22 protein-coding genes, 2 tRNA genes and 1 pseudogene are annotated in these 24,642 nt (G+C 69.2%); 13 read left to right on the top strand and 12 right to left on the bottom strand.

What is annotated here, in order from left to right; translation table 11 throughout:
• Positions 1–92: 92 nt before the first annotated feature.
• The 8 genes from ACFYM0_RS16155 to rpmH all read right to left on the bottom strand — a co-directional run bounded on the left by ACFYM0_RS16155 (position 93) and on the right by rpmH (position 5,847).
• The gene (locus tag ACFYM0_RS16155; protein ID WP_388501469.1) at positions 93–1,187 is read right to left on the bottom strand and encodes a ParB/RepB/Spo0J family partition protein; all 1,095 of its coding nucleotides are present in this window, start codon (positions 1,185–1,187) and stop codon (positions 93–95) included.
• Positions 1,184–2,275, bottom strand: a complete 1,092-nt coding sequence (locus tag ACFYM0_RS16150) for a ParA family protein (RefSeq protein WP_388501467.1) — start codon at positions 2,273–2,275, stop codon at positions 1,184–1,186. The genes ACFYM0_RS16155 and ACFYM0_RS16150 overlap by 4 nt, the downstream gene beginning before the upstream one ends.
• Positions 2,276–2,539: 264 nt before the next feature.
• Complete coding sequence (gene rsmG / locus ACFYM0_RS16145) at positions 2,540–3,250, bottom strand: 16S rRNA (guanine(527)-N(7))-methyltransferase RsmG (RefSeq protein ID WP_356506820.1); 711 nt, start codon at positions 3,248–3,250, stop codon at positions 2,540–2,542.
• Positions 3,251–3,396: 146 nt separating this feature from the next.
• Positions 3,397–3,906, bottom strand: coding sequence for a protein jag (locus ACFYM0_RS16140; RefSeq protein WP_388501464.1), 510 nt, complete (start codon positions 3,904–3,906; stop codon positions 3,397–3,399).
• Positions 3,907–3,921: 15 nt separating this feature from the next.
• On the bottom strand, positions 3,922–5,031 hold the full coding sequence (gene yidC, locus ACFYM0_RS16135; RefSeq protein ID WP_388501462.1) for a membrane protein insertase YidC: 1,110 nt from the start codon (positions 5,029–5,031) through the stop codon (positions 3,922–3,924).
• 3 nt (positions 5,032–5,034) lie between these two features.
• On the bottom strand, positions 5,035–5,316 hold the full coding sequence (yidD, locus tag ACFYM0_RS16130) for a membrane protein insertion efficiency factor YidD (RefSeq protein ID WP_076043740.1): 282 nt from the start codon (positions 5,314–5,316) through the stop codon (positions 5,035–5,037).
• Positions 5,313–5,687, bottom strand: coding sequence for a ribonuclease P protein component (gene rnpA, locus ACFYM0_RS16125; protein ID WP_388501459.1), 375 nt, complete (start codon positions 5,685–5,687; stop codon positions 5,313–5,315). Before rnpA ends, yidD begins: the two co-directional genes overlap by 4 nt.
• Before the next feature lie 22 nt (positions 5,688–5,709).
• A complete protein-coding gene (gene rpmH / locus ACFYM0_RS16120; protein ID WP_100597229.1) occupies positions 5,710–5,847 on the bottom strand; it encodes a 50S ribosomal protein L34 in 138 nt (45 codons plus the stop codon).
• A gap of 359 nt (positions 5,848–6,206) precedes the next feature.
• Here rpmH and dnaA (ACFYM0_RS16115) point away from each other — a divergent pair.
• From dnaA (ACFYM0_RS16115) to ACFYM0_RS16060, 12 genes and pseudogenes are all read left to right on the top strand, one after another.
• A pseudogene (gene dnaA, locus ACFYM0_RS16115) lies at positions 6,207–6,738 on the top strand (chromosomal replication initiator protein DnaA); the annotation flags it as partial.
• A gap of 41 nt (positions 6,739–6,779) precedes the next feature.
• On the top strand, positions 6,780–8,018 hold the full coding sequence (gene dnaA, locus ACFYM0_RS16110; RefSeq protein ID WP_388501739.1) for a chromosomal replication initiator protein DnaA: 1,239 nt from the start codon (positions 6,780–6,782) through the stop codon (positions 8,016–8,018).
• Between the two features lie 878 nt (positions 8,019–8,896).
• Positions 8,897–10,027: a DNA polymerase III subunit beta gene (gene dnaN, locus ACFYM0_RS16105; protein WP_243331110.1), complete on the top strand. Its 1,131-nt coding sequence runs from the start codon at positions 8,897–8,899 to the stop codon at positions 10,025–10,027.
• Positions 10,028–10,321: 294 nt separating this feature from the next.
• Positions 10,322–11,197, top strand: a complete 876-nt coding sequence (gene gnd / locus ACFYM0_RS16100) for a phosphogluconate dehydrogenase (NAD(+)-dependent, decarboxylating) (RefSeq protein ID WP_243331108.1) — start codon at positions 10,322–10,324, stop codon at positions 11,195–11,197.
• 104 nt (positions 11,198–11,301) lie between these two features.
• Positions 11,302–12,438, top strand: a complete 1,137-nt coding sequence (gene recF / locus ACFYM0_RS16095) for a DNA replication/repair protein RecF (protein WP_388501456.1) — start codon at positions 11,302–11,304, stop codon at positions 12,436–12,438.
• Positions 12,435–12,980, top strand: coding sequence for a DUF721 domain-containing protein (locus ACFYM0_RS16090; RefSeq protein WP_388501453.1), 546 nt, complete (start codon positions 12,435–12,437; stop codon positions 12,978–12,980). Before recF ends, ACFYM0_RS16090 begins: the two co-directional genes overlap by 4 nt.
• Positions 12,981–13,486: 506 nt before the next feature.
• A complete protein-coding gene (gyrB, locus tag ACFYM0_RS16085) occupies positions 13,487–15,544 on the top strand; it encodes a DNA topoisomerase (ATP-hydrolyzing) subunit B (RefSeq protein WP_388501450.1) in 2,058 nt (685 codons plus the stop codon).
• 40 nt (positions 15,545–15,584) lie between these two features.
• Positions 15,585–18,200, top strand: coding sequence for a DNA gyrase subunit A (gene gyrA, locus ACFYM0_RS16080; protein ID WP_388501447.1), 2,616 nt, complete (start codon positions 15,585–15,587; stop codon positions 18,198–18,200).
• Positions 18,201–18,202: 2 nt separating this feature from the next.
• On the top strand, positions 18,203–18,832 hold the full coding sequence (locus ACFYM0_RS16075; protein WP_388501445.1) for a DUF3566 domain-containing protein: 630 nt from the start codon (positions 18,203–18,205) through the stop codon (positions 18,830–18,832).
• A 106-nt stretch (positions 18,833–18,938) separates the two neighbouring features.
• Positions 18,939–19,012 (top strand) — tRNA-Ile (locus tag ACFYM0_RS16070).
• A gap of 145 nt (positions 19,013–19,157) precedes the next feature.
• Positions 19,158–19,292: a DLW-39 family protein gene (locus ACFYM0_RS16065; RefSeq protein ID WP_208809277.1), complete on the top strand. Its 135-nt coding sequence runs from the start codon at positions 19,158–19,160 to the stop codon at positions 19,290–19,292.
• A 124-nt stretch (positions 19,293–19,416) separates the two neighbouring features.
• The gene (locus ACFYM0_RS16060) at positions 19,417–20,739 is read left to right on the top strand and encodes a hypothetical protein (protein ID WP_388501442.1); all 1,323 of its coding nucleotides are present in this window, start codon (positions 19,417–19,419) and stop codon (positions 20,737–20,739) included.
• Positions 20,740–20,806: 67 nt separating this feature from the next.
• On the opposite strand, the gene ACFYM0_RS16055 is transcribed toward ACFYM0_RS16060, so the two are convergent.
• On the bottom strand, positions 20,807–22,087 hold the full coding sequence (locus ACFYM0_RS16055; protein WP_388501440.1) for a serine/threonine-protein kinase: 1,281 nt from the start codon (positions 22,085–22,087) through the stop codon (positions 20,807–20,809).
• A gap of 50 nt (positions 22,088–22,137) precedes the next feature.
• Entirely contained in the window at positions 22,138–22,689 is a 552-nt protein-coding gene (locus tag ACFYM0_RS16050; protein ID WP_243331094.1) for a DNA-binding protein, read from the bottom strand.
• A gap of 159 nt (positions 22,690–22,848) precedes the next feature.
• Between ACFYM0_RS16050 and ACFYM0_RS16045 the strand changes: the two genes are divergently transcribed.
• Positions 22,849–22,921, top strand: a tRNA-Ala gene (locus ACFYM0_RS16045).
• Between the two features lie 71 nt (positions 22,922–22,992).
• Here ACFYM0_RS16045 and ACFYM0_RS16040 read toward each other — a convergent pair.
• Both ACFYM0_RS16040 and ACFYM0_RS16035 read right to left on the bottom strand, forming a co-directional pair.
• Positions 22,993–24,267, bottom strand: a complete 1,275-nt coding sequence (locus tag ACFYM0_RS16040; protein ID WP_388501437.1) for a helix-turn-helix domain-containing protein — start codon at positions 24,265–24,267, stop codon at positions 22,993–22,995.
• 116 nt (positions 24,268–24,383) lie between these two features.
• On the bottom strand, positions 24,384–24,548 hold the full coding sequence (locus ACFYM0_RS16035) for a hypothetical protein (RefSeq protein WP_388501434.1): 165 nt from the start codon (positions 24,546–24,548) through the stop codon (positions 24,384–24,386).
• Between the last annotated feature and the right edge of the window lie 94 nt (positions 24,549–24,642).

Below are 24,642 nucleotides of genomic sequence, written 5' to 3'. Positions count from 1 at the left end.
TATCCACAGCTCGAATCACCCGAAACCGCGACAAGGCAAAGGGGGCGGGCCGTACCGGCTCACACCGGCACGACCCGCCCCCAGGCTGTGGGTTACTCCCCGGCAGCACCCTGGTCCAGCACCCGGCCCTCGCCCGGCGCCAGGGTCCCCAGAATCCGCTCCAGGTCCTCCATCGACGCGAATTCGACGGTGATCTTGCCCTTCTTCTGGCCGAGATCCACCTTCACCCGCGTCTCGAACCGGTCCGACAACCGCGTCGCCAGCTCACTGAGCGCCGGGGCGACCCGGGCACCCGCCCGCGGCCCCTTCGACTTCACCGAACTCGGCGACTCCGAACCCATCAGCGCCACGATCTCCTCGACCGCACGCACCGAGAGACCCTCGGCCACGATCCGGTGCGCCAGCCGGTCCTGCTCCTCGGAGTTGTCCACCGACAGCAGGGCCCGCGCGTGCCCCGCCGACAGGACGCCTGCCGCCACCCGTCGCTGTACGGGCGGGGAGAGCTTCAGTAGGCGCAGCGTGTTCGAGACCTGCGGACGGGAACGACCGATCCGGTCCGCCAGCTGGTCGTGCGTGCAGTTGAAGTCCTGGAGCAGCTGGTCGTACGCGGCCGCCTCCTCCAACGGGTTCAGCTGCGCCCGGTGCAGGTTCTCCAGGAGCGCGTCCAGCAGCAGCTTCTCGTCGTCCGTGGCCCGGATGATCGCCGGGATCCGGTCCAGGCCGGCCTCCCGGCACGCCCGCCAGCGCCGCTCGCCCATGATCAGCTCATAGCGGCCCGGGCCCGACTGGCGCACCACCACCGGCTGGAGCAGGCCCACCTCCTGAATGGAGGTGACCAGCTCGGCCAGCGCGTCCTCGTCGAACACCTCGCGCGGCTGCCGAGGGTTCGGCGTGATCGAGTCCATCGGAAGCTCGGCGAAAGTGGCTCCCGCCACCTCACCGGTGGCCGGAGCGGCCACCGGCTCCGGCTCGCTCACGGACGCGGCCACCACCGATGTTTCACGTGAAACATCGGCCTGTGCCAGCGAAGCCAGCTTCGCCGCCGCGATGCCCCGCTCCGAGGGCAGTACCGGCATCGCCGACGGAGACGTCGACCCGGCGCCGATCACCGGCGGCACCTTCTCCTGCGGAGCCGCGGGAATCAGCGCGCCGAGCCCCCGCCCAAGACCCCTACGTCGCTCACTCACTGGATCCCCTCCGCCATGCTGTGCGTGTTGTTCGTGCCCGCACCCTGATGGGGGTGCTGGGGGTCGTACTGGAATCCGGCCCCGCGCAGCGCGATCTCCCGCGCCGCCTCCAGGTAGGAGAGGGAACCGCTGGAACCCGGGTCATAGGTCAGCACCGTCTGCCCGTAGCTCGGAGCCTCGGAGATGCGGACCGACCGCGGGATGCTCGTGCGCAGCACCTCCTTGCCGAAGTGGGTGCGCACCTCCTCCGCCACCTGCGAGGCCAGCCGGGTCCTGCCGTCGTACATCGTCAACAGGATCGTGGACACGTGCAGCGTCGGGTTCAGGTGCGCCCGCACCAGGTCCACGTTGCGCAGCAGCTGACCGAGCCCCTCCAGCGCGTAGTACTCGCACTGGATCGGGATCAGCACCTCCGCACCCGCGACCAGGGCGTTCACCGTCAGCAGGCCCAGCGAGGGCGGGCAGTCGATCAGGATGTAGTCGAGCGGCTGCTCGTACGCCTGGATGGCCCGCTGCAGACGGCTCTCCCGTGCCACGAGGGACACCAGCTCGATCTCCGCACCCGCCAGGTCGATCGTGGCCGGAGCGCAGAACAGCCCCTCCACGTCGGCCACCGGCTGAACGACCTCCATCAGCGGGCGGCTGTCCACGAGCACGTCGTAGATGGACGGCACGTCCGCGTGGTGGTCGATGCCCAGCGCCGTCGAGGCGTTGCCCTGCGGGTCGAGGTCGACCACCAGGACCCGCGCACCGTGCAGGGCCAGGGAGGCGGCCAGGTTCACGGTCGACGTGGTCTTGCCCACGCCGCCCTTCTGATTGGCCACCACCATGATCCGGGTCTTCGGGGGCCTCGGCAGGCCCTCACCCGCGCGTCCCAGGGCCTCGACCGCGATCTGGGCGGCACGGCCGATGGGCGTGTCTTCGTTGTCCACTAGGGGCGGGGCCGATGTTTCACGTGAAACATCGTCGCCCGGGAATTCAGAGCGGGGACCGGGGACCGGATCGGCCATCGGCCCCGCAAGGTTGGCGTCTGACCGCACGGTGTCACTCTCCTCGGCATCAGGCTCGCGATGAACAGAGCCTGCCATGTCACCGGGGTCGCGAACCAGCGGGGCCCGTACTCCTGTGGATGAATCCACCGATGTGGACAACTCCGTCCCCCCTTCGCCCTTGCGGAGACGGGGGGACGTAGCCGCACGACCGCGGCTGATGATTCCGTGCAGCAGAGAGCGACGTTTCACGTGAAACACGATGCCCGGACGGAGTCATCCGGCCGCTACGACACTCCGAAATCCATACCTATAGGGCTCAACACCCCTGCGATACGGCTGTGAACACGGCCTGGCAGAGGCTCAGCGGCGCCGGCGCGTACGGCTCACCCGGGCGGCCTTGGCCCGCTTCGCCGCGAACCGGACCCCGCCGGGGCTTTCCCCGACCTCGACCCGCACCACGGTGGAGAGCGGGTCCACGACCCCCTCGCCGACGTGCAGCACCGAGGTCTTCACCACACCGAGCTTGGTCAGCGCGGCCTTCGCCGCCACCAGCTCCTCCTCTGCGGTGTCGCCCTTCAGCGCCAGCATCTCGCCGTACGGGCGCAGCAGGGGCACGCCCCATCCTGCGAGCCGGTCCAGCGGAGCCACCGCGCGCGCCGTCACCACGTGCACCGGCTGGAGCTTGCCGAGGACTTCCTCGGCCCGCCCGCGCACCACCGTCACATGGTCGAGCCCCAGCAGCTCAACGACTTCCTGGAGGAAGTTCGTGCGGCGCAGCAGCGGCTCCAGCAACGTGATCTTCAGGTCCCTGCGCACCAGGGCCAGCGGAATGCCGGGGAGTCCGGCGCCCGAACCCACGTCGCACACGGTGACGCCCTCGGGCACCACTTCCGAGAGCACGGCACAGTTCAGCAGGTGCCTCTCCCAGAGCCGCGGCACCTCGCGCGGCCCGATCAGGCCCCGCTTGACACCCGCGTCCGCCAGCAGCTCCGCGTACCGCACAGCTTCCGGGAAATGCTCACCGAACACCGCACGCGCCTCTTCAGGTGCCTGGGGCGCTTCTTCGGGCATCGGGGGAAGCTCAGCTGCCTCCGTCACGGGGACCGTCCTTCCGTACCGCATGGTTGTGAACCCACGTCGTCACTGCCGTCACTGCCAGGCTGACAAAGATCGGCCCCGCCTGCGAGACAGACGGGGCCGGACACTCAAGCTTCCGGTCAGGCCGGAAGTACGACGACGAAGCGCTGCGGCTCCTCGCCCTCGGACTCGCTCCGCAGACCGGCGGCCGCCACGGCGTCGTGGACGACCTTCCGCTCGAAGGGGGTCATCGGGTCCAGCTTCAGGGGCTCACCGGACGACTTGACGTCGTCGGCGGCCTTGGAGCCGAGGGCCGTCAGCTCCTCGCGCTTCTTCGCCCGGAAGCCGCCGATGTCGAGCATCAGCCGGCTGCGGTCCCCGGTCTCGCGGTGCACGGCGAGACGGGTCAGCTCCTGCAGAGCTTCCAGCACCTCGCCGTCACGGCCCACGAGCTTCTGCAGGTCGCGCGCGGATTCGCTGACGATGGAGACAGAGGCGCGGTCCGCCTCGACGTCCATGTCGATGTCGCCGTCCAGGTCGGCGATGTCCAGCAGACCCTCAAGGTAGTCGGCCGCGATCTCACCCTCCTGCTCGAGGCGGGTCAGGGTGTCGCCACTCTCAGCGGCGGCGGTGGTGGTGCCTTCCGTCACGGGAGGGACTCCTTCTTACTTCTTGGGAGAGGGCTTGCTGGGGGGCGTCTGACGCTGTGACTTCGACTGCCGCTTGGGCTGCTGCCGCTTCTGGGCACCGCCACCGCCGGCCGCGTCCGCGTCGACGGTCGCCTCGACGCTCTTCGTCACGGAGCCGTCCGCCTGCGCGGCCAGGCCCTGCTTGCTCAGGCCGGTGATGAACTTGCGCTCGTTGTCGTTGCGGTCCGGGCCCTTGGCCACGATCGCCGCGACGATCTTCCTCTTGCCCCGGCCCTTGAGCTCGCCGTGCGAACCGATCTGCTTGAGCAGACGCGTCAGGTACTGGTCCTGGGCCAGGCTGCCCGGGGTGGGGTTCCGGTTGATCACGAACATCTGCTGGCCCATGGTCCACAGGTTCGTGGTCAGCCAGTAGACGAGGACGCCGACGGGGAAGTTGATGCCCATGAAGGCGAAGATCAGGGGGAAGACGTACATCAGCATCTTCTGCTGCTGCATGAACGGCGTCTTGACCGAGAGGTCGACGTTCTTCTGCATCAGCTGGCGCTGCGTGTAGAACTGCGACAGCGACATCATCACGATCATGATCGCGGTGACGATCCGCACGTCGGTGATCGAGGCGCCCAGAGCGGCGACCTTCTCGGGGCTGTCCATGAACTTGGAAGCCAGCGGGGCACCGAAAATGTGCGCGTTACGCGCGCTCTCCAGCAGCGGGCCGTCGATCTGACCGATCGGCGTGCCGTTGGCGATGCTGGCGAGCACGTGGTAGAGCGCGAAGAAGAACGGGGACTGCGCCAGGATGGGAAGGCACGAGGAGAGCGGGTTGGTACCCGTCTCCTTGTACAGCTTCATCATCTCTTCGGACTGGCGCTGCTTGTCGTTCTTGTAGCGCTCCTGGATCGCCTTCATCTTCGGCTGGATCGCCTGCATGCCCCGCGTCGCCTTGATCTGCTTCACGAAGAGCGGGATCAGGCAGATGCGGATCAAGATCACCAGGGAGACGATGGACAGGCCCCAGGCCCAGCCACTGTCCGCGCCGAACATGGCGCCGTACACCTTGTGGAACTGGACGATGATCCACGAGACAGGCGTGGTAATAAAGCTGAACAGACTGGCAATCGTGTCCACTAATCAGGCTCCTTGAGCATTGCGAGATCTACGCAACGCACTGCGCAGCTGCTCGTGCCAACGCGGGCGTTTCCGGGGTGGGACGTGGTCCACGCCACCCGGGGACCACGGATTGCACCGCAGGATCCGCCAGGCGGTCAGAGCCGTCCCCTTCACCGCACCATGCCGGTCGATGGCCGTGTACCCGTAGTGCGAACACGAGGGGTAGTAGCGGCACACCGGCCCGAGCAGCGGACTGATCGTCCACTGGTACAGCTTGATCAATGCGAGCAGCGGGTACTTCATCGAGCCACGCCTCCCAAGAGCCGCAGCAATGCGGCATCAAGGTCCCGGGCCAGCTCGTCGAGACCGGCATCACCCGCTCCGGGCAGAGCCCGTACCACCATCAGGCTACCTTCGGGCAGCTGAGACAGCCGCTCGCGGACGAGATGGCGCAAACGGCGCTTGACCCGGTTGCGTACCACGGCGATGCCGACAGCCTTGCTGACGACGAAACCCGCACGCGTCGAGGGATCGATTTCCCCCGGCGCGTGCGGGTCCGTTGCACCGCTTGTACGTAGGTGGACGACGAGGAGCGGGCGACCAGCCCGACGACCTCGACGTACCGCGCTCGCGAAGTCCTCGCGCCGCCTCAGCCGATGTTCGGGAGACAGCACGACGTCACGATCCGCCCGTCAGTTACGCGGAGAGTTCGGCGCGGCCCTTGCCACGACGGTTCGCGAGGATGGCGCGGCCGGCACGGGTACGCATCCGGAGACGGAAGCCGTGGGTCTTGGCACGACGGCGGTTGTTCGGCTGGAAGGTGCGCTTGCTCACTCGAGGGCTCCAGAGAATAAATCGTTTAGGCGGGACATCGCCTGGCTGTCACCGTGCGCCCACGAGGAGAAAACTCGCGTGTTCGCCCGAGTGGCACCGCAAAACGATCACAACCAGTGATCTTCGCCCATCGGTAGGCAGGCGGCAGCAGCCATCGACAACTCGACCTCGTTACGGTACGCGCGGCTACGCCATCCGGTCAAACCGAGTCGACGGTGCCCCACACTGTGCACAGGCTGTGGACAACGACTTGAACCGTACCCGCTGGCCTGACTACCGTTGCCTGACCCTGGATTTTTTGTCCCGACCGTCCCAAAGAACCACACATTCGTGGGACCCCCTCTGAGAGAGCGTGCTCTGTGGCTGACGTACCTGCCGATCTTGCCGCAGTGTGGCCAAGGGTGCTCGAAAAGCTCCTCGGGGAGGGACAGAACAGCATCGAGCCCAAGGACAAGCAGTGGGTCGAGCGCTGTCAGCCCCTGGCCCTGGTCGCGGACACCGCGCTGCTTGCCGTCCCCAACGAGTACGGCAAGCGCGTCCTCGAGGGCCGGCTCGCCCCCCTCATCAGCGACGCCCTCAGCCGTGAGTGCGGCCGCCCCATCCGGATCGCCATCACCGTCGACGACTCCGCCGGCGAGCCCTCGCCCCCGGCCCCGTCCGGGTCCTCCTCCCGCGACGGCTACGAACCGTACGGCGGTCAGCGCCCCGGCGGGCACACCGGACCCATGGGTCACACGGGCCCCGGCGGCCAAAACGGCCCCGCCGACGACCAGCTCCCCAGCGCCCGCCCCGCCTACCCGGACTACCAGCAGCCGCGCTCCGAGCCCGGCGCCTGGCCCCGCGGCGGCCAGCAGGACGACTACGGCTGGCAGCAGCCCCGCCTCGGCGGCTTCCCCGAGCGCGATCCGTACGCCTCCCCGCAGCCGGGCTACATGCAGCAGTCCGAGCCCTCCTCCTACGACCAGGGCTCCTACGAACAGCAGCAGTACGAGCAGCAGCAGTACGAGGGCCAGCAGCAGCGCTCCGCCCGCCAGTACGAGCAGCAGCAGTACGAGCAGCAGTCCTCCCCGCGCCCGGCGCCCAGCCGGCCCGCGCCCTCGGCGCCGTCCGGCGGTTCCACCTCGGGACCGCTGGAGCCGACCGCCCGGCTGAACCCCAAGTACCTCTTCGACACCTTCGTCATCGGCGCCTCCAACCGCTTCGCGCACGCCGCCGCGGTGGCCGTCGCCGAGGCGCCGGCGAAGGCGTACAACCCCCTCTTCATCTACGGGGAGTCGGGCCTCGGCAAGACGCACCTGCTGCACGCCATCGGGCACTACGCGCGGAGCCTCTACCCCGGCACCCGGGTGCGGTACGTGAGCTCCGAGGAGTTCACCAACGAGTTCATCAACTCGATCCGCGACGGCAAGGGCGACGCGTTCCGCAAGCGCTACCGCGAGATGGACATCCTGCTCGTCGACGACATCCAGTTCCTCGCGAGCAAGGAGTCGACGCAGGAGGAGTTCTTCCACACCTTCAATACGCTCCACAACGCCAACAAGCAGATCGTGCTCTCCTCCGACCGGCCGCCCAAGCAGCTCGCCACCCTGGAGGACCGGCTCCGCAACCGCTTCGAGTGGGGCCTGATCACCGACGTCCAGCCGCCCGAGCTGGAGACCCGCATCGCGATCCTGCGCAAGAAGGCCGTCCAGGAGCAGCTCAACGCCCCGCCGGAGGTGCTGGAGTTCATCGCCTCCCGCATCTCGCGCAACATCCGCGAGCTGGAGGGGGCGCTGATCCGGGTCACGGCCTTCGCGAGCCTGAACCGGCAGCCGGTCGACCTGGGTCTGACCGAGGACGTCCTGAAGAACCTGATCCCCGGCGGCGAGGACAGCTCCCCCGAGATCACCGCCACCGACATCATGGCGGCCACCGCCGACTACTTCGGGCTGACCGTGGACGACCTGTGCGGCTCCTCACGCAGCCGCGTGCTGGTCACCGCCCGGCAGATCTCCATGTACCTGTGCCGGGAGCTCACCGACCTCTCCCTGCCGAAGATCGGGGCGCAGTTCGGCGGCCGCGACCACACCACCGTCATGCACGCGGACCGCAAGATCCGCGCTCTGATGGCGGAGCGCCGCTCCATCTACAACCAGGTGACCGAGCTCACCAACCGCATCAAGAACGGCTGACGCCGGCTCTGTGGACGTGCCGTACGGGCGCCGCCGAGCCCTTCAAAACGCTTTTAGAGGGCGCTCCCGGGTCACTTCGGGGGCGCCCTTCTTCGTGCGTGCGCCCCTGGGTTGTTCGAATACGCCCCCTTGGAGGCAACTCATCCACAGATTGGGCGACTTTCTTCCGTCCACACCCTGGGGACGGGCTCCACAACCCACAAGACTGTCCACAGGGCCCTGGTGTGAGGCACCATCAGGGCTGGTCAGACCCCTGTGGAATTGTGCGCAACGACTATCCACAGGCTGTGGACGAAATATTCGTCCACAGGTCTGTCCACCGCGTTGTCCACCGGCGGTCCACAGCTTCCCGGGTCCTGTGCACAGGATCAGACGACTTCCCCACACCGTTGTCCACTGTTCGGCAACCTGGAACCCTCCATCACCGCCCCGAGTGAAAGCGGTCACACCGAAGTCGACGTTTGGGTTGTGGAGTACTCGGGAAAACCTGGGGACGCACCTGTGGAGTAGTGAGGGTCATCTGGGGATGGCCTGTGCAGAAGTTTTCGTTCTCCACAGAGGCACCTGGTTGTCCACCGGTGTCGCCCACAGGGTGTGGGGATAAAAAACGCGGTCTGACCTGCAAAAACACTGTTATCCACCGTTTCCACAGGCCCTACTACTACCCCCATAGAGAGTTAGCCCGGTTTCGGTTTTCAAGCAGGTCCTGTGCACAACTCGGTGGATCGCCCTCCCCGACACCTCGCTCCCGACTTGACCGCCGACAGCAACGACTGTCGGCGCCGTACGTCAGACTGGTCCCCGGCATCGGTCGAGGCATCGACGAGCCGACGACGAAGGCCGGCAGACGAGCGAGCAACAGCAGGAGGCGGTTTCCGGTGAAGATCCGGGTGGAGCGCGACGTACTCGCGGAGGCGGTGGCCTGGGCTGCCCGTAGCCTCCCGGCCCGGCCGCCGGTGCCCGTTCTCGCGGGCCTGCTGCTGAAGGCCGAGGAGGGCAAGCTGTCCCTCTCCGGCTTCGACTACGAGGTCTCGGCCCGGGTCTCCGTCGAGGCCGACGTCGAGGAGGACGGCACCGTCCTGGTCTCCGGCCGGCTGCTCGCCGACATCTGCCGCGCCCTCCCCAACCGCCCGGTGGAGATTTCCACAGACGGTGTACGGGCGACCGTGGTCTGCGGCTCCTCGCGGTTCACACTCCACACCCTGCCTGTGGAGGAGTACCCGGCACTGCCGACGATGCCCACCGCGACCGGCACCGTGCCCGGCGAGGTCTTCGCCTCCGCCGCCGCCCAGGTGGCCATCGCCGCGGGCCGCGACGACACGCTGCCCGTGCTGACCGGTGTCCGCATCGAGATCGAGGGCGACAAGGTCACCCTGGCCTCCACCGACCGCTACCGCTTCGCGGTCCGCGAGTTCCTGTGGAAGCCCGAGGACCCCGAGGCCTCGGCCGTGGCCCTGGTGCCCGCCAAGACCCTCCTGGACACCGCCAAGTCGCTGACCAGCGGCGACACGGTCACCATCGCGCTGTCGGGCTCCGGCCAGGGCGAGGGCCTCATCGGCTTCGAGGGCGCCGGCCGGCGCACCACCACCCGCCTCCTCGAGGGCGACCTGCCGAAGTACCGCACGCTCTTCCCGACGGAGTTCAACTCGGTCGCCGTGATCGAGACGGCCCCGTTCGTCGAGGCCGTCAAGCGCGTGGCCCTCGTCGCCGAGCGCAACACCCCGGTCCGCCTCAGCTTCGAGCAGGGCGTGCTGATCCTGGAGGCCGGTTCCTCCGACGACGCACAGGCTGTGGAGCGCGTCGACGCGAAGCTGGAGGGCGACGACATCTCGATCGCCTTCAACCCGACCTTCCTGCTGGACGGCCTGAGCGCGATCGACTCGCCGGCCGCGCAGCTCAGCTTCACCACGTCCACCAAGCCGGCGCTGCTCAGCGGCCGCCCGGCGGTCGACGCCGAGGCCGACGAGGCGTACAAGTACCTGATCATGCCGGTCCGCCTCTCCGGCTGATCCCGGAAACGACGCGGCAGCCCCTCGGGCCCGGCCCCGCTTCCCGCGGACCGGGCCCGAGGGCGTTCCGCCTCCCGCCCGCGGAGCCCCGTAGCGGCCCTGCAGCAGGCTCGTGGGGCGCCGTACGGAGGGCGTACGGCGCCTCGTGCGCGGCCCGCGGCGCGCCTGGGCGCCGACACCCGGAGTGCCCGTGGCGCCGGGCGGCACGGCCCGGCGTAGGCTCGGCACGGGGGGATGTCCCCGGGCAGGGGAGCACCCCGGCACAGACGGCCACAACGCTTAAGGAACCACCTGATGGAGCTTGGTCTCGTCGGTCTCGGCAAGATGGGCGGCAACATGCGCGAGCGCATCCGCCGCGCCGGCCACACCGTCATCGGATACGACCGCAACCCGGACCTCGCCGATGTCCACAGCCTGTCGGAACTTGTGGACAGCCTGCAGGCCCCCCGCGTGGTGTGGGTCATGGTCCCGGCCGGCGCGGCGACCCAGTCCACCGTGGACGAGCTCGCCGGCCTGCTCTCGCCCGGCGACATCGTCGTCGACGGCGGCAACTCCCGCTGGACCGACGACGAGAAGCACGGCGCCGAGCTGGCCGCCAAGGGCATCGGCTTCGTGGACTGCGGAGTCTCGGGCGGCGTCTGGGGCCTGGAGAACGGCTACGCGCTGATGTACGGCGGCGACAAGGAGCACGTCGCGGCCGTTCAGCCGGTCTTCGACGCCCTCAAGCCCGAGGGCGAGTTCGGCGCGGTGCACGCCGGCAAGATCGGCGCCGGCCACTTCGCGAAGATGGTCCACAACGGCATCGAGTACGCCATGATGCAGGCCTACGCCGAGGGCTGGGAGCTCCTGGAGAAGGTCGACTCGGTCACCGACGTCCGCGAGGTGTTCCGGTCCTGGCAGGAGGGCACGGTCATCCGTTCCTGGCTGCTGGACCTGGCCGTGAACGCGCTGGACGAGGACGAGCACCTGCAGCAGCTGCGCGGCTTCGCGCAGGACTCCGGAGAGGGCCGCTGGACGGTCGAGGCCGCGATCGACAACGCCGTGCCGCTGCCCGCGATCACGGCCTCGCTCTTCGCACGGTTCGCGTCCCGCCAGGACGACTCCCCCCAGATGAAGATGATCGCCGCGCTGCGCAACCAGTTCGGCGGCCACGCGGTCGAGAAGAAGTAATCCACAACCGCTCCACAGGTCCGCGGATCCACGACCTGTTAGGTCCACAGCCTGTGGAGCGGAGCACGGCAGAGCAGCAGGAAGCCGGGGGAGGTCGGCGCCACATGCACGTTTCGCATCTCTCGTTGGCCGACTTCCGCTCGTACGCCCGGGCCGAGGTTCCCCTCGACCCGGGCGTCACCGCTTTCGTGGGCCCCAACGGGCAGGGCAAGACCAATCTCGTCGAGGCGATCGGCTACCTCGCGACCCTCGGCAGCCACCGTGTCTCCGCGGACGCCCCGCTCGTGCGGATGGGCGCCGAGCGCGCCGTCATCCGGGCCGCGGTCACCCAGGGCGAGCGGCAGCAGCTCGTGGAGCTGGAGCTGAACCCGGGCCGCGCCAACCGGGCCCGGATCAACAGGTCCTCGCAGGTCAGGCCGCGGGACGTGCTGGGCATCGTGCGCACCGTGCTGTTCGCCCCCGAGGACCTGGCCCTGGTCAAGGGCGACCCCGGGGAGCGGCGCCGCTTCCTCGACGAGCTCGTCACGGCCCGCTCGCCGCGCATGGCGGCCGTCCGCTCGGACTACGAGCGGGTGCTCAAGCAGCGCAACACCCTCCTGAAGTCCGCGGCGATGGCCCGCAGGCACGGCGGCCGCTCCATGGACCTGTCCACCCTCGACGTGTGGGACCAGCACCTGGCGCGCACGGGCGCGGAGCTGCTGGCCCACCGGCTCGACCTGATCGCGACCCTGCTGCCGCTGGCGGACAAGGCGTACGAGCAGCTCGCGCCGGGCGGCGGACCGCTCGGCGCGGCCTACAAGTCCTCCGCGGGCGAGCAGGTGGACAGCGGCGAGGCGCGCACCCGCGAGGCGCTGTACGAGGTCCTGCTCGGCGCCCTGGCCGAGGTGCGCAAGGGCGAGATCGAGCGCGGGGTGACCCTGGTCGGCCCGCACCGCGACGACGTGGTGCTGCGCCTCGGGGAGCTGCCGGCCAAGGGGTACGCCAGCCACGGCGAGTCCTGGTCGTACGCGCTGGCCCTGCGGCTGGCCTCCTACGAGCTGCTGCGCGCGGAGGGCAGCGAGCCGGTGCTGATCCTCGACGACGTGTTCGCGGAGCTGGACGCGCGGCGCCGGGAGCGGCTGGCGGAGCTGGTGGCGCCCGGCGAGCAGGTGCTGGTGACGGCGGCGGTCGACGACGACGTGCCCGGGGTGCTGGTCGGGACCCGGTTCGCGGTGGCCGGCGGGGAGGTGACCCGGCTGTGAGCGGCAAGGAGCAGGAACCGGCCTCGCAGGACCCGCCGCGCAAGACGCCCGAGCCCTCGGGCGTGGACCTGGCACGCCAGGCCCTGGCGGCGGCGCGCGAGGCGGCGCGAGCCCGGGGCAACGCGGCGCAGAACAAGAAGGGCGGCTACCGGCCGGGCCTGCGCTCGGGCGCCCGCGCCGACGGCAGGGACCCGATGCCGCTGATGGCGGCACTGGACCGGCTGCGCACGGAGCGCGGCTGGGAGATGCCGATGGCGGTGGCGGGCGTGATGGAGCGCTGGCCGGAGATCGTCGGCCAGGACATCGCCACGCACTGCGTGCCGGACCGGTACGAGGACCGCGAGCTGGTCGTGCGCTGCGATTCCTCGGCGTGGGCGGCGCAGCTGAAGCTGCTGGCCCCGCAGCTGGTGGCCCGGCTCAACGCGGACCTGGGGCAGGGCACCGTCCGGCTGATCAAGGTCCACGGCCCGGGCGGCGGGCCGAAGCGGTACGGCCCCTGGCGGGCCCCGGGGAGCACCGGCCCGGGGGACACCTACGGGTGAGCCCGCGGGCCCTGTGCGGGGCCCTGCACCGTGTGACCCGGCTCCGCGCGCCTGAGCGCGGAGGGTTGAACCGGTGTGCCCGCACGTGCGTGTGCCGGTCGTGCCGCGGTCCGCACCACGGCCCGCGCCCCGGGTGTACGTACACCCGTGCGGCCCGCCCGAGCGCTCACCCGTACGGGTGAGTAGGGGGCCGATGGACGACCGTACGGACGGCTGTGCGGGTGGTGTCCCTCACGGTAGCGAGAGGTTGACAGCCCGAAGCGCTCAATGCCCGTGTGAGCCTCTTTGAGCCCCTCCCCGGATATGGGGAGTCGGAGAGAGGAGTTTCCGGGCGGCACATGCGGACTCAGGTACCGGCAAACGCCCATTCATGGGGGTGATACCGGTAGACTGAACGAGAATCCCGCGCACGCGCGGGATTCAGTCGAGTAAAGCTGACCACCGCTGACAACGCAGATCGACGCAGCCGCTCCCGCTTGCATGCATGCCGGCCCGGAGTACGGCCTGTGCTGTGCCAGAAAGGGCGCTTCGTGGCCGATTCCGGCAACCCCAACGACAACCAGTCCACAGTCGGCCAGAACGGCGAGGTCACGTCCTCGTACGACGCCAGTGCCATCCAGGTCCTCGAGGGCTTGGACGCGGTCCGCAAGCGGCCCGGCATGTACATCGGCTCGACCGGTGAGCGCGGGCTCCACCACCTCGTGTACGAGGTCGTCGACAACTCGGTCGACGAGGCCCTGGCCGGGCACGCGGACACCATCGACGTGACGATCCTCGCCGACGGCGGCGTGCGCGTGGTCGACAACGGCCGCGGTATCCCGGTCGGCATCGTGCCGTCCGAGGGGAAGCCGGCCGTCGAGGTCGTGCTGACGGTCCTGCACGCGGGCGGAAAGTTCGGTGGTGGCGGCTACGCCGTCTCCGGCGGTCTGCACGGCGTCGGCGTCTCCGTCGTGAACGCCCTGTCCACCAAGGTCGCGGTCGAGGTCAAGACCGACGGTTTCCGCTGGACCCAGGACTACAAGCTCGGTGTCCCGACGGCGCCCCTGCTGAAGAACGAGGAGACGTCCGAGACGGGCACCTCGGTCACCTTCTGGGCCGACGGCGACATCTTCGAGACCACCGAGTACTCCTTCGAGACGCTCTCGCGCCGCTTCCAGGAGATGGCCTTCCTCAACAAGGGCCTGACGCTCTCGCTGACGGACGAGCGCGAGTCGGCGAAGGCCACGATGGGCGCGGACACCGCCGAGGAGACCGACGACCAGCAGGCGCGCACGGTCAAGTACCACTACGAGGGCGGCATCGTCGACTTCGTGAAGTACCTGAACGCGCGCAAGGGCGAGCTGATCCATCCGACCGTCATCGACGTCGAGGCCGAGGACAAGGAGCGCATGCTCTCGGTCGAGATCGCGATGCAGTGGAACTCGCAGTACACCGAGGGGGTCTACTCCTTCGCGAACACGATCCACACGCACGAGGGCGGCACCCACGAAGAGGGCTTCCGCGCGGCGATGACCGGCCTGGTCAACCGCTACGCGCGGGAGAAGAAGTTCCTCCGCGAGAAGGACGACAACCTCGCCGGCGAGGACATCCGCGAGGGTCTGACGGCGATCATCTCGGTGAAGCTGGGCGAGCCGCAGTTCGAGGGCCAGACGAAGACCAAGCTGGGCAACACGGAGGCGAAGACCTTCGTGCAGAAGGTCGTGCACGAGCACCTCAACGACTGGTTCGACCGGAACCCGAACGAGGCCGCGGACATCATCCGCAAGTCGATCCAGGCGGCCACGGCACGCGTCGCGGCCCGCAAGGCCCGTGACCTCACCCGTCGCAAGGGTCTGCTGGAGAGCGCCTCGCTGCCGGGCAAGCTGTCGGACTGCCAGTCCAACGACCCGACCAAGTGCGAGATCTTCATCGTCGAGGGCGACTCGGCCGGCGGCTCGGCCAAGTCCGGCCGCAACCCGATGTACCAGGCCATCCTGCCGATCCGCGGCAAGATCCTGAACGTCGAGAAGGCCCGCATCGACAAGATCCTCCAGAACACCGAGGTCCAGGCGCTGATCAGCGCCTTCGGCACCGGTGTGCACGAGGACTTCGACATCGAGAAGCTCCGCTATCACAAGATCATCTTGATGGCGGACGCCGACGTCGACGGCCAGCACATCAACACCCTGCTGCTGACCTTCCTGTTCCGCTTCATGCGGCCGCTGGTCGAGGCCGGGCACGTCTACCTCTCGCGCCCGCCGCTCTACAAGATCAAGTGGGGCCGGGACGACTTCGAGTACGCGTACTCCGACCGCGAGCGCGACGCCCTCGTCGAGCTCGGCAAGGGGCAGGGCAAGCGGATCAAGGAAGACTCGATCCAGCGCTTCAAGGGTCTGGGCGAGATGAACGCCGAGGAACTGCGCATCACCACGATGGACGTGGACCACCGCGTGCTCGGCCAGGTCACCCTGGACGACGCCGCGCAGGCCGACGACCTGTTCTCGGTGCTGATGGGTGAGGACGTCGAAGCCCGGCGCTCCTTCATCCAGCGCAACGCCAAGGACGTTCGCTTCCTCGACATCTGAGTCGGCTCAGCTGACCGCCCGAAAGGACTTCTGACCAGCAATGGCCGACGAAATCACCCCCACCGCCGCGGACTCCGCGCAGGAGCAGCCCGTCATGCGCATCGAGCCCGTCGGGCTCGAAACCGAGATGCAGCGCTCCTATCTCGACTACGCGATGTCCGTCATCGTCTCCCGCGCGCTGCCCGACGTACGGGACGGCCTCAAGCCGGTCCACCGTCGTGTGCTGTACGCGATGTACGACGGCGGTTACCGGCCCGAGAAGGGCTTCTACAAGTGCGCCCGCGTCGTCGGTGACGTCATGGGCACGTACCACCCGCACGGCGACTCCTCGATCTACGACGCCCTGGTCCGCCTGGCCCAGCCGTGGTCGCTGCGCATGCCGCTCGTGGACTCCAACGGCAACTTCGGCTCCCCGGGCAACGACCCGGCGGCCGCGATGCGCTACACCGAGTGCAAGCTCATGCCGCTGGCCATGGAGATGCTCCGGGACATCGACGAGGAGACCGTCGACTTCAAGGACAACTACGACGGCCGCAACCAGGAGCCGACCGTCCTGCCGGCACGGTTCCCGAACCTGCTGATCAACGGCTCCGCCGGCATCGCGGTGGGCATGGCCACCAACATCCCGCCGCACAACCTGCGCGAGGTCGCGGCCGGTGCCCAGTGGGCGCTGGAGCACCCGGAGGCCTCGCACGAGGAGCTCCAGGACGCGCTCATCGAGCGGATCAAGGGCCCGGACTTCCCGTCGGGCGCCCTGGTCGTGGGCCGCAAGGGCATCGAGGAGGCGTACCGGACCGGTCGCGGCTCCATCACGATGCGCGCGGTGGTCGAGGTCGAGGAGATCCAGAACCGCCAGTGCCTGGTGGTCACGGAGCTTCCGTACCAGACCAACCCCGACAACCTGGCGCAGAAGATCGCCGACCTGGTGAAGGACGGCAAGGTCGGCGGCATCGCCGACGTCCGCGACGAGACCTCGTCCCGGACCGGCCAGCGCCTGGTGATCGTCCTCAAGCGCGACGCCGTCGCCAAGGTCGTGCTGAACAACCTCTACAAGCACACCGACCTGCAGACGAACTTCGGCGCGAACATGCTGGCGCTGGTGGACGGCGTGCCGCGCACGCTGTCGATCGACGCCTTCATCCGCCACTGGGTGACCCACCAGATCGAGGTCATCGTCCGGCGCACGAAGTTCCGCCTGCGCAAGGCGGAGGAGCGCGCCCACATCCTGCGCGGTCTGCTCAAGGCACTGGACGCGATCGACGAGGTCATCGCGCTGATCCGGCGCAGCAACACGGTCGAGATCGCCCGCGAGGGCCTGATGGGCCTGCTGTCGATCGACGAGATCCAGGCGAACGCGATCCTCGAGATGCAGCTCCGCCGCCTCGCGGCCCTGGAGCGGCAGAAGATCGTCGCCGAGCACGACGAGCTCCAGGCCAAGATCAACGAGTACAACGCGATCCTGGCCTCCGAGGAGCGCCAGCGTCAGATCGTCAGCGAGGAACTGGCGGCCATCGTCGAGAAGTTCGGCGACGACCGGCGTTCCAAGCTGGTGCCCTTCGACGGCGACATGTCGATGGAGGACCTGATCGCCGAAGAGGACATCGTCGTCACGATCACCCACGGCGGGTACGTCAAGCGCACCAAGACCGAGGACTACCGCTCGCAGAAGCGCGGCGGCAAGGGCGTGCGCGGCACGAAGCTGAAGCAGGACGACCTCGTCGACCACTTCTTCGTGTCCACCACGCACCACTGGCTGCTGTTCTTCACGAACAAGGGCCGGGTCTACCGCTCCAAGGCCTACGAGCTCCCGGACGCCGGCCGTGACGCCCGCGGGCAGCACGTGGCGAACCTGCTGGCCTTCCAGCCGGACGAGAAGATCGCCCAGATCCTGGCGATCCGCGACTACGAGGCCACCCCGTACCTGATCCTGGCCACCAAGGGCGGCCTGGTGAAGAAGACGGCGCTCAAGGACTACGACTCGCCCCGTTCGGGCGGCGTCATCGCGATCAACCTCCGGGAGACCGAGGACGGCAGCGACGACGAGCTGATCGGCGCCGAGCTGGTGTCCGCCGAGGACGACCTGCTGCTCATCAGCAAGAAGGCGCAGTCGATCCGCTTCACGGCGACGGACGACGCGCTGCGCCCGATGGGCCGCGCCACTTCGGGCGTGAAGGGCATGAGTTTCCGAGGAGGGGACGAACTGCTCTCCATGAGCGTGGTCCGGCCCGGTACGTTCGTCTTCACCGCGACCGACGGCGGCTATGCCAAGCGGACGCCGGTGGAGGAGTATCGCGTCCAGGGCCGTGGTGGACTGGGCATCAAGGCCGCGAAGATCGTGGAGGACCGCGGCTCGCTCGTCGGGGCGCTCGTGGTCGACGAAACGGACGAAATCCTCGCCATCACGCTCAGCGGTGGTGTGATTCGTACGCGCGTCAACGAAGTACGGGAGACCGGCCGTGACACCATGGGCGTCCAGCTGATCAACCTGGGCAAGCGCGATGCCGTCGTCGGCATCGCCCGCAACGCGGAGGCCGGTCAGGAAACTGACGAGGCCGACGACAGCGAGAACGAGATCGGGACCGACACGGCTGTCGAAGGACAGGCCGTGGAGGCCGCCGAGGGCACGGAGCCCTCGGCTGGGGAGCACGAGGAGTAAGCGTGAGCGGAGCCACGGGCGCCGGACCGGCCAACACTGGAGCGAACGGTGCCCGTGGCCCCGCCGCGGACTCCCAGGGGGGAACCGTGACGGACACCCGAGGGCCGCAGCCGCCTCAGTCGCCTCAGGCGCAGGCCGGCCCTCAGCCGCCGTACCAGCCGCCGCAGGCGTACTCGGCGCCCCAGGGGCCCGGGGCGCCGCGGGGGGCGGGCGATCCCGGTGCGCAGCGCAAGCCGCGCACGGGGGCCCGCATGGCACCCAGGACGCGCAAGGCGCGGCTCAGGGTGGCCAAGGCCGACCCCTGGTCGGTGATGAAGGTCAGCTTCCTGCTGTCGATCGCGCTGGGCGTCTGCACGATCGTGGCGTCGGTGGTGCTGTGGATGGTCATGGACGCCATGGGCATCTTCTCCAGCGTCGGCGGGACGATCAGCGAGGCGACCGGCTCGAACGAGAGCAACGGCTTCGACCTCCAGAGCTTCCTGTCGCTGCCGCGCGTTCTGATCTTCACGTCGGTGATCTCGGTCATCGACGTGGTGCTCATGACGGCGCTGGCGACCCTGGGCGCGTTCATCTACAACCTGTCGGCGGGCTTCGTCGGCGGTGTGGAGCTGACGCTCGCCGAGGACGAGTAGGCCTCCGAGAACGGGGTGGATGACCTGCGCAGACGGGTCGCCACTATCGATTTTGGAGTCACCGGGTCTGTGCGCTAACCTTCAGAAGTCAGCGCGCAGCGCGGATGGGGCTATAGCTCAGTTGGTTAGAGCGCATCCCTGATAAGGATGAGGCCACAGGTTCAAATCCTGTTAGCCCCACAGTGTCGAAGACCCCCAGGCCCATGGCCTGGGGGTCTTTGTCGTTGGGCCAGTTGGTGCAGTGGGAGGTCACCGATCGGTATCGGTCGGTGTGTATTGTTGGGCGCCAGAAGTCCCCTACGTCAACGAAAGACGAGGTCGCGCGGTGAAGAAGCTGCTCCTGGTCGCACTGGCCGCCATCGGCGGGCTCCTCGTGTACCGCCAGATCCAGGCGGACCGTGCGGAGCAGGACCTGTGGACGGAGGCAACCGACTCCGTGCCTTCTGGTTCCGGTGTGTGAGACCCGAGGTTGATCCCAGAGCCCCGACTGCCGCTGCGGTCGGGGCTTTGTGCTGCTCTGTGACGAAATATTGCGATATGCAAAGAACTTGCTTGCGTTGGCAAACTCGGGGTGGGTGCGTGTGATGGGTGGGGTACGTCGGGTACGGACGGCCGCTGCGGCGGCGCTGGCCGCCCTCGGCCTGGTCGCGGCCCTGCCGGGGGCCGCGGACGCGGACACGGCCCCGCAGCCGGTGCCCGCCTACCGGGGCGCGGACGGGGCGCGAGCGGTCACGGGCAAGCCCTCCACGGCGGGCGCACCGGAGTTGAAGGCCGGCTCGGTCTACAAGGACTCGATGGCGCCGGGGGAGCGGTACTACCGGCTCTACCTCGACGACAGTTCGACCGTGTACGTCTCCGCCGTGCTCCAGCCCCCGGGCGGCGCCAAGGTCAGCTACAGCGACGGCCTGGAAGTGAACGTCCTCGACATCGAGAACCACGGCTGCCTGGGCAGCCCGGGGCGGGCGTCCTTCGGCTACGATCCCGCCCCCCTCAGCGCCGTGGGGGCCCGGATCCTGAAGGAGGACGCCGAGTGCCAGGGGGTCGGCACCTACTACGTCAAGGTCACGCGCGAGATGGGCAAGGGCGGAGACACGGCGGACTGGCCCCTGGAGCTGCGGGTCCAGCGCGAGCCGAAACTCGGCGGCGCCGCCGCCGGGCCCACCTCCGCTCCGAGCGTCTGGCCCTCCGCCTCCCCGACCCTGCCGGGCAGCGACGCGGCGGCCCGCTCCGGCGGGACCGGCTTCAACGACGCGCGGGCCCTGGACACCGGGGTCTGGAGCGACGCGCTGCGGCCGGGGCAGACCCGCTTCTACCGGGTGCCCCTCGACTGGGGACAGCAGTTGGGCCTCGCCGCAGAACTCTCCGCGGGCAAGCCGACGATGGACTCCGGGTACGCATCGCCGGGGCTCTCCGTGTCGCTGTACAGCCCGTACCGGTCGCTGATCGACGCCGAGGACACTTCCTACGACGGGAAGCAGGCGGGGCTCACCCTGCCGCGGACGGCGCCGGTGGCCTACGAGAACCGCTTCGCCTCCGACCGGAAGGTCGGGGCGGTCCGGGTGGCCGGCTGGTACTACGTCGCGGTGACCATGGCGGGGAAGGTCGGGGAGTTCATCCAGGACGCGGTGCCCGTCCCGCTGACCCTGCGTACGCAGATCATCGGCACGCCGGGCAAGGCCCCGGCCTACGCGGAGGACCTCGGGGCCGCCGGGTTCGGGGTGGGGACCGAGGACCGTACGGCGGCCAAGGAGGGCACCACGGCCGTGGAGGCCGATGCCGCCGCCGCGAACCGGTCGGTGATGCGGGTCGTCGCGGGCGCCGGCTTCGGCACGGGGACGCTGCTGCTGCTCGTCCTGGGCGGCTGGATCCTGCTGGCCCGGCGCCGGGCGCCCCAGGACAGGCACTAGGACAGGCACTAGGACAGGCCCTGGGACAGGCCCTGGGACAGGCACTAGGACAGGCCCTGGGACAGGCCTAGATCCGGGTCAGGGCCCAGATGCCGACGGCGAAGCACAGTACGGCGGCGAGCACGATCCCGGCGGTGACCTTCGCGGGCGGGGGCGCGAGCCCGGTCGTACGGGGCACGGCGGGCGCGGCGGGAGGCGTGGGCTGCTGGGCCTGGTGCTGGGCCTGGTGCTGGTACGGGGCCGTCGTCGGCACCGGCGTTGTCGGTGTCGGAGCCTGCGGCGTCGGAGCCTGCGGTGTCTGCGGTGCCGGTGCGGTGGCGAGGAGGGGCGGCGGGAGGTGGAAGCTGCCCGTCTCCGAGGGCCCGAAGACCCCGGGGGGAGCGGTGACGGGTGCGGGGGTACCGGCGGGCTGCGCGGGCACGGTGGGCGGGGCCGTCGGAGGGGTCTCGTACCCCGGTTCCCGGAGCGTGCGGGGCGTGAAACCGGCGGGCACCGGGCCCAGTTGGTCGAACACCTCGACCACCCCGGCCGGATCCGCGTCCGGGCCGGGCGGGGGCAGGAGTTCCACGGCCTCGGCGAGGGCCCTGCGCGCCCCGGTGGCCGTCTGGAACCTGCTCCGGGGGTCCGGCTGGAGCAGCGCCGCCAGGACGTCCCACAGCGGCGCGGGAACGCCCTCGGGGGCATCGGGGGTGCCGTGGGTGAAGAACTGCTCCACGAGGGCCTGGTAGTCGGGCTTGGTGCCCTGGAGAAGGTAGAGGCCGACCAGTCCGACGGCGAACAGGTCGGCGGTGAAGTCCGGCTCGGAGCCGAGGAGTTGTTCGGGCGCGAGATAGCCGGGCGTACCGACCAGGTAGGCGGTCTCGGTCAGCCGGGGCTCGCCCTTGCGCATGGCGATGCCGAAGTCGGACAGCCGCAGGTGCGGCCGCCCGGTTCCGGTGGCCTCCATCAGGATGTTGGCCGGTTTGACGTCACGGTGGATGACACCCTCCGCGTGCACCGCCGCCAGCCCCGACAGGAGCTGGTCGAGCAGTGTGCAGACGAACCGGGGCGGCAGGGCCCCGTAGTCCCCGATCACATGGGCGAGGGAACCGCCGGCGACGAGGTCCATGGTGAAGAGGACCTTGTCGTCGTCCGCCGCCCAGCTGGCCGGGGCCAGTACGTGCGGGTGATCGATCCGCAGCGCCTGCTCGCGGACGAATCGCAGCAGGGTGTGGGCATCGCTCTGCAGGAGGACCTTCGCTGCGACGTAGCGGCGGCGCCGGTGGTCCCAGGCACGCCATACGGCGCCGGCGCCGCCACGTCCGATCGGGTCGATCAGTTCGTACCGGCCGGCGAAGATCTCACCCATTGCTGCGCCCGTCCCCCGTCGTCAGCTGTGTCCGTCGCGTGCGTCGCGTGTCAGTTCTGGTGCGCTTCGTAGTGCGCGACGGCGTCGGAGGTGCGGCCCGCTCCGTACACCCGGAGGAACTCTGCCAGTTCCGGGTGGGTCGGGGCGAGGGTGTCCGCCGCGTCGATGATGTCGCCGGCCGCGGAGACCGAGCGCAGCAGCGACTGGATCTCGCGTACGACGCGCTTGACGGTGGGTGCGCCGGAACCGGTGGCTGCCTGGCTGGTGCTGTTGCTGAGGACGGAACCTCCCTGGGTCTTCTTGATCTCGTCCATCCGGTCGGTGGCCTCGCCCGCGCTGACACTCCCGTCGGCCACCTGGCCGGCGAGATCCTGGAGCGCCTGGACCCGCTGGACCACGGCGGGGTTGCCGATCTTGGCCCGCTGGCCGCTCATCAGCTGGGACAGCATCGGTGCCGACAGCCCGAGGACGGCAGCGAGGCGGGCCTGGTTCAAACCGAGGTCATCTATGAGCCGGCGGAAGAGCGCGCCGAGCGGCTCCCCGTACCAACTCCGCTGGAGTTCCCTGGCTCTGGCGGTCGCCTCTTGCTGTACTGCGTCCACTCTTACTACTCCCCTTCGCTGGTGCGAACCTCGCGTGCATCTTACGGAGCGTGGTCGCGGGGCGGGAGTCCCTATCATTTTGCGGGATGAGGGGGTACACCCGGTACTCTGTCCTACGGAACGGTCACTCGCTCGCGGGGGATCGGCACGTCCACATTCGGGGCCTTAGCTCAGTTGGTAGAGCGCTGCCTTTGCAAGGCAGATGTCAGGAGTTCGAATCTCCTAGGCTCCACAGTGCACAAAGGTCCCCTGACCTGCGAAAACGCAGGTCAGGGGACCTTTTTTGTTGCCCCGGGGGACCGGCTAGCCGGGGGTGGTGCCGTTGGCTGCGGACAGGGATTCGGCGAGGGCGCGCCAGGCTTCGGCGGAGAGTTCGACGTTGCCGGACTCGCGGGCCTCCTTGGCGATGCGCTCCATGGCGGCCTGTGCGGCGGCGCGGTCGCCGTCGACGATGGCCAGCTGGTTGCGCAGGATCTCCAGTGCCACGTGGTCCCGGCGGCTCATCCCCTCGGGCTGCGGGCCCAGTCGGTCGCTCAGCTCCCGGGCGTCGGCGAAACGGCCCTCGTGGAAGGCCAGTTGGCACTGCAGGAGCAGTACTTCCAGCTGGTGCAGCGGCATGCCGACCAGGGCCGCGGCGGAGGCGGCCTCGTCCAGGGTGCGCCGCGCGCAGACGGTGTCGCGCGGATCCATCTGCAGGTACATCGAGGCGGCGGCGAGGCGCAGGCGCATCCACAGCACCGGGTCGTCGTTGCTGGGCATCCGCTCGAGCGCGGCCCGGAGCAGCTCGGCCGTGCCCGTGCGGTCGCCCTGGCGGACGGCCACGCCGGCCGCGGTCCACAGCACTTCCACCTGGAGGCGCGTCGGGATCTGGTCGGTGAGAGGGCCCGCGAAGTCCTCGGACAGGGCGTGGATCAGCTGGTCGGCCCGTGTGCGGGCGTCGCCGAGCTGACCGGTCTCCGCGTCGATCGAGATCATGGTGAGGGTCGCCTCGGCGACGTCGCGGAAGGGCAGCTTGTACTCGGTCGCCCAGGTGAGGGCGTGGCCCGCGGCGGTGCGCGCCTCGTTCAGCTGGCCCGACGCCCGGAGCCTGCGGGCGAGCCGCACCTGCGAGCGGGCCTGGAGGTCGGGAAGATCGATCTCGTCGCTCAGTGCCACGAGGGCGCGCAGCACCCGCAACTCGTCGGCCTCGCGGCCCTGGGCCTGGTAGGAGCGTGCGAGCAGCCACTGCACGTGCCAGCGCAGGACCGCATCGCCCTCGCCGTCCCGCAGGAGGGCGTCTTCCAGGAGGGTGGCCGCCTGCGGAGACTCGCCGACAGTGGCGACCGTGGCCAGTGCCTGTGCCAGCGGGCTGCTCACCGGGGCCAGGAACTCCGACGGCGAGACGTCCAGCCGGGCGCAGAGCAGCGCCAGCACGCGTTCCGTGGGAGGGCGTGCTCCGGACTCGAGCCGCGAGAGATACGCGGCCGAGAGTTCGGCACCCACCAGCTCGGCCTGCGAGAGACCGCGGGCGACCCGCAGCTCACGCAGCCGGCGACCGAAGACCGGCTGCTCGGGGACTCGATGTCCACGACCTGGCATACGCACCAGGCTGCCCTTCATTCCGCAATTTTGTCAATTCAACGTCTAAGCAGTGCCAATGATGACATTTTCCTTGACCTTGTCAATTCCGCCGGCCCCTCGAGGGCCTCCGTGCGCTACGGCCAGCCGATTTCGTTCATCTGGGCGGGGGTCACGGTGCCCGCGGATGCCGCGACGACCGTGTCGGCACTGCTGGGAACGGAAGCCTGAGCTCCGGTTCCCAGTGCGGCAACGGTGAGTATGCCGACCAGCGCGGAAACGATCTTTACGTGCAGCTTCACAGCTTTCCCCTTGGTCTCCTGGTTGCCACCGCCGTGCCTTTTGGCCGCTTCCCGCCCTGTGGCATGCCGCTACTCAATCATGTCCGCTGATCTT

It is taken from the genome of Streptomyces sp. NPDC006487 (genome assembly GCF_042870555.1).
GTDB lineage: Bacteria > Actinomycetota > Actinomycetes > Streptomycetales > Streptomycetaceae > Streptomyces.
The sequence above is the reverse complement of the archived record's forward strand: the minus strand, read 5'-3'. Positions and strand labels throughout refer to the sequence as shown.

Bases quoted from the DNA above. Each gene is read 5' to 3' on its own strand.
- ACFYM0_RS16040 (WP_388501437.1), bottom strand. From the start codon at position 24,267: ATGCCAGGTCGTGGACATCGAGTCCCCGAGCAGCCGGTCTTCGGTCGC.
- gyrA (WP_388501447.1), top strand. From the start codon at position 15,585: ATGGCCGACGAAATCACCCCCACCGCCGCGGACTCCGCGCAGGAGCAG.
- recF (WP_388501456.1), top strand. From the start codon at position 11,302: ATGCACGTTTCGCATCTCTCGTTGGCCGACTTCCGCTCGTACGCCCGG.
- rsmG (WP_356506820.1), bottom strand. From the start codon at position 3,250: ATGCCCGAAGAAGCGCCCCAGGCACCTGAAGAGGCGCGTGCGGTGTTC.
- ACFYM0_RS16060 (WP_388501442.1), top strand. From the start codon at position 19,417: ATGGGTGGGGTACGTCGGGTACGGACGGCCGCTGCGGCGGCGCTGGCC.
- yidD (WP_076043740.1), bottom strand. From the start codon at position 5,316: ATGAAGTACCCGCTGCTCGCATTGATCAAGCTGTACCAGTGGACGATC.
- ACFYM0_RS16055 (WP_388501440.1), bottom strand. From the start codon at position 22,087: ATGGGTGAGATCTTCGCCGGCCGGTACGAACTGATCGACCCGATCGGA.
- gnd (WP_243331108.1), top strand. From the start codon at position 10,322: ATGGAGCTTGGTCTCGTCGGTCTCGGCAAGATGGGCGGCAACATGCGC.
- dnaA (WP_388501739.1), top strand. From the start codon at position 6,780: ATGCAGCAGTCCGAGCCCTCCTCCTACGACCAGGGCTCCTACGAACAG.
- ACFYM0_RS16150 (WP_388501467.1), bottom strand. From the start codon at position 2,275: ATGGCAGGCTCTGTTCATCGCGAGCCTGATGCCGAGGAGAGTGACACC.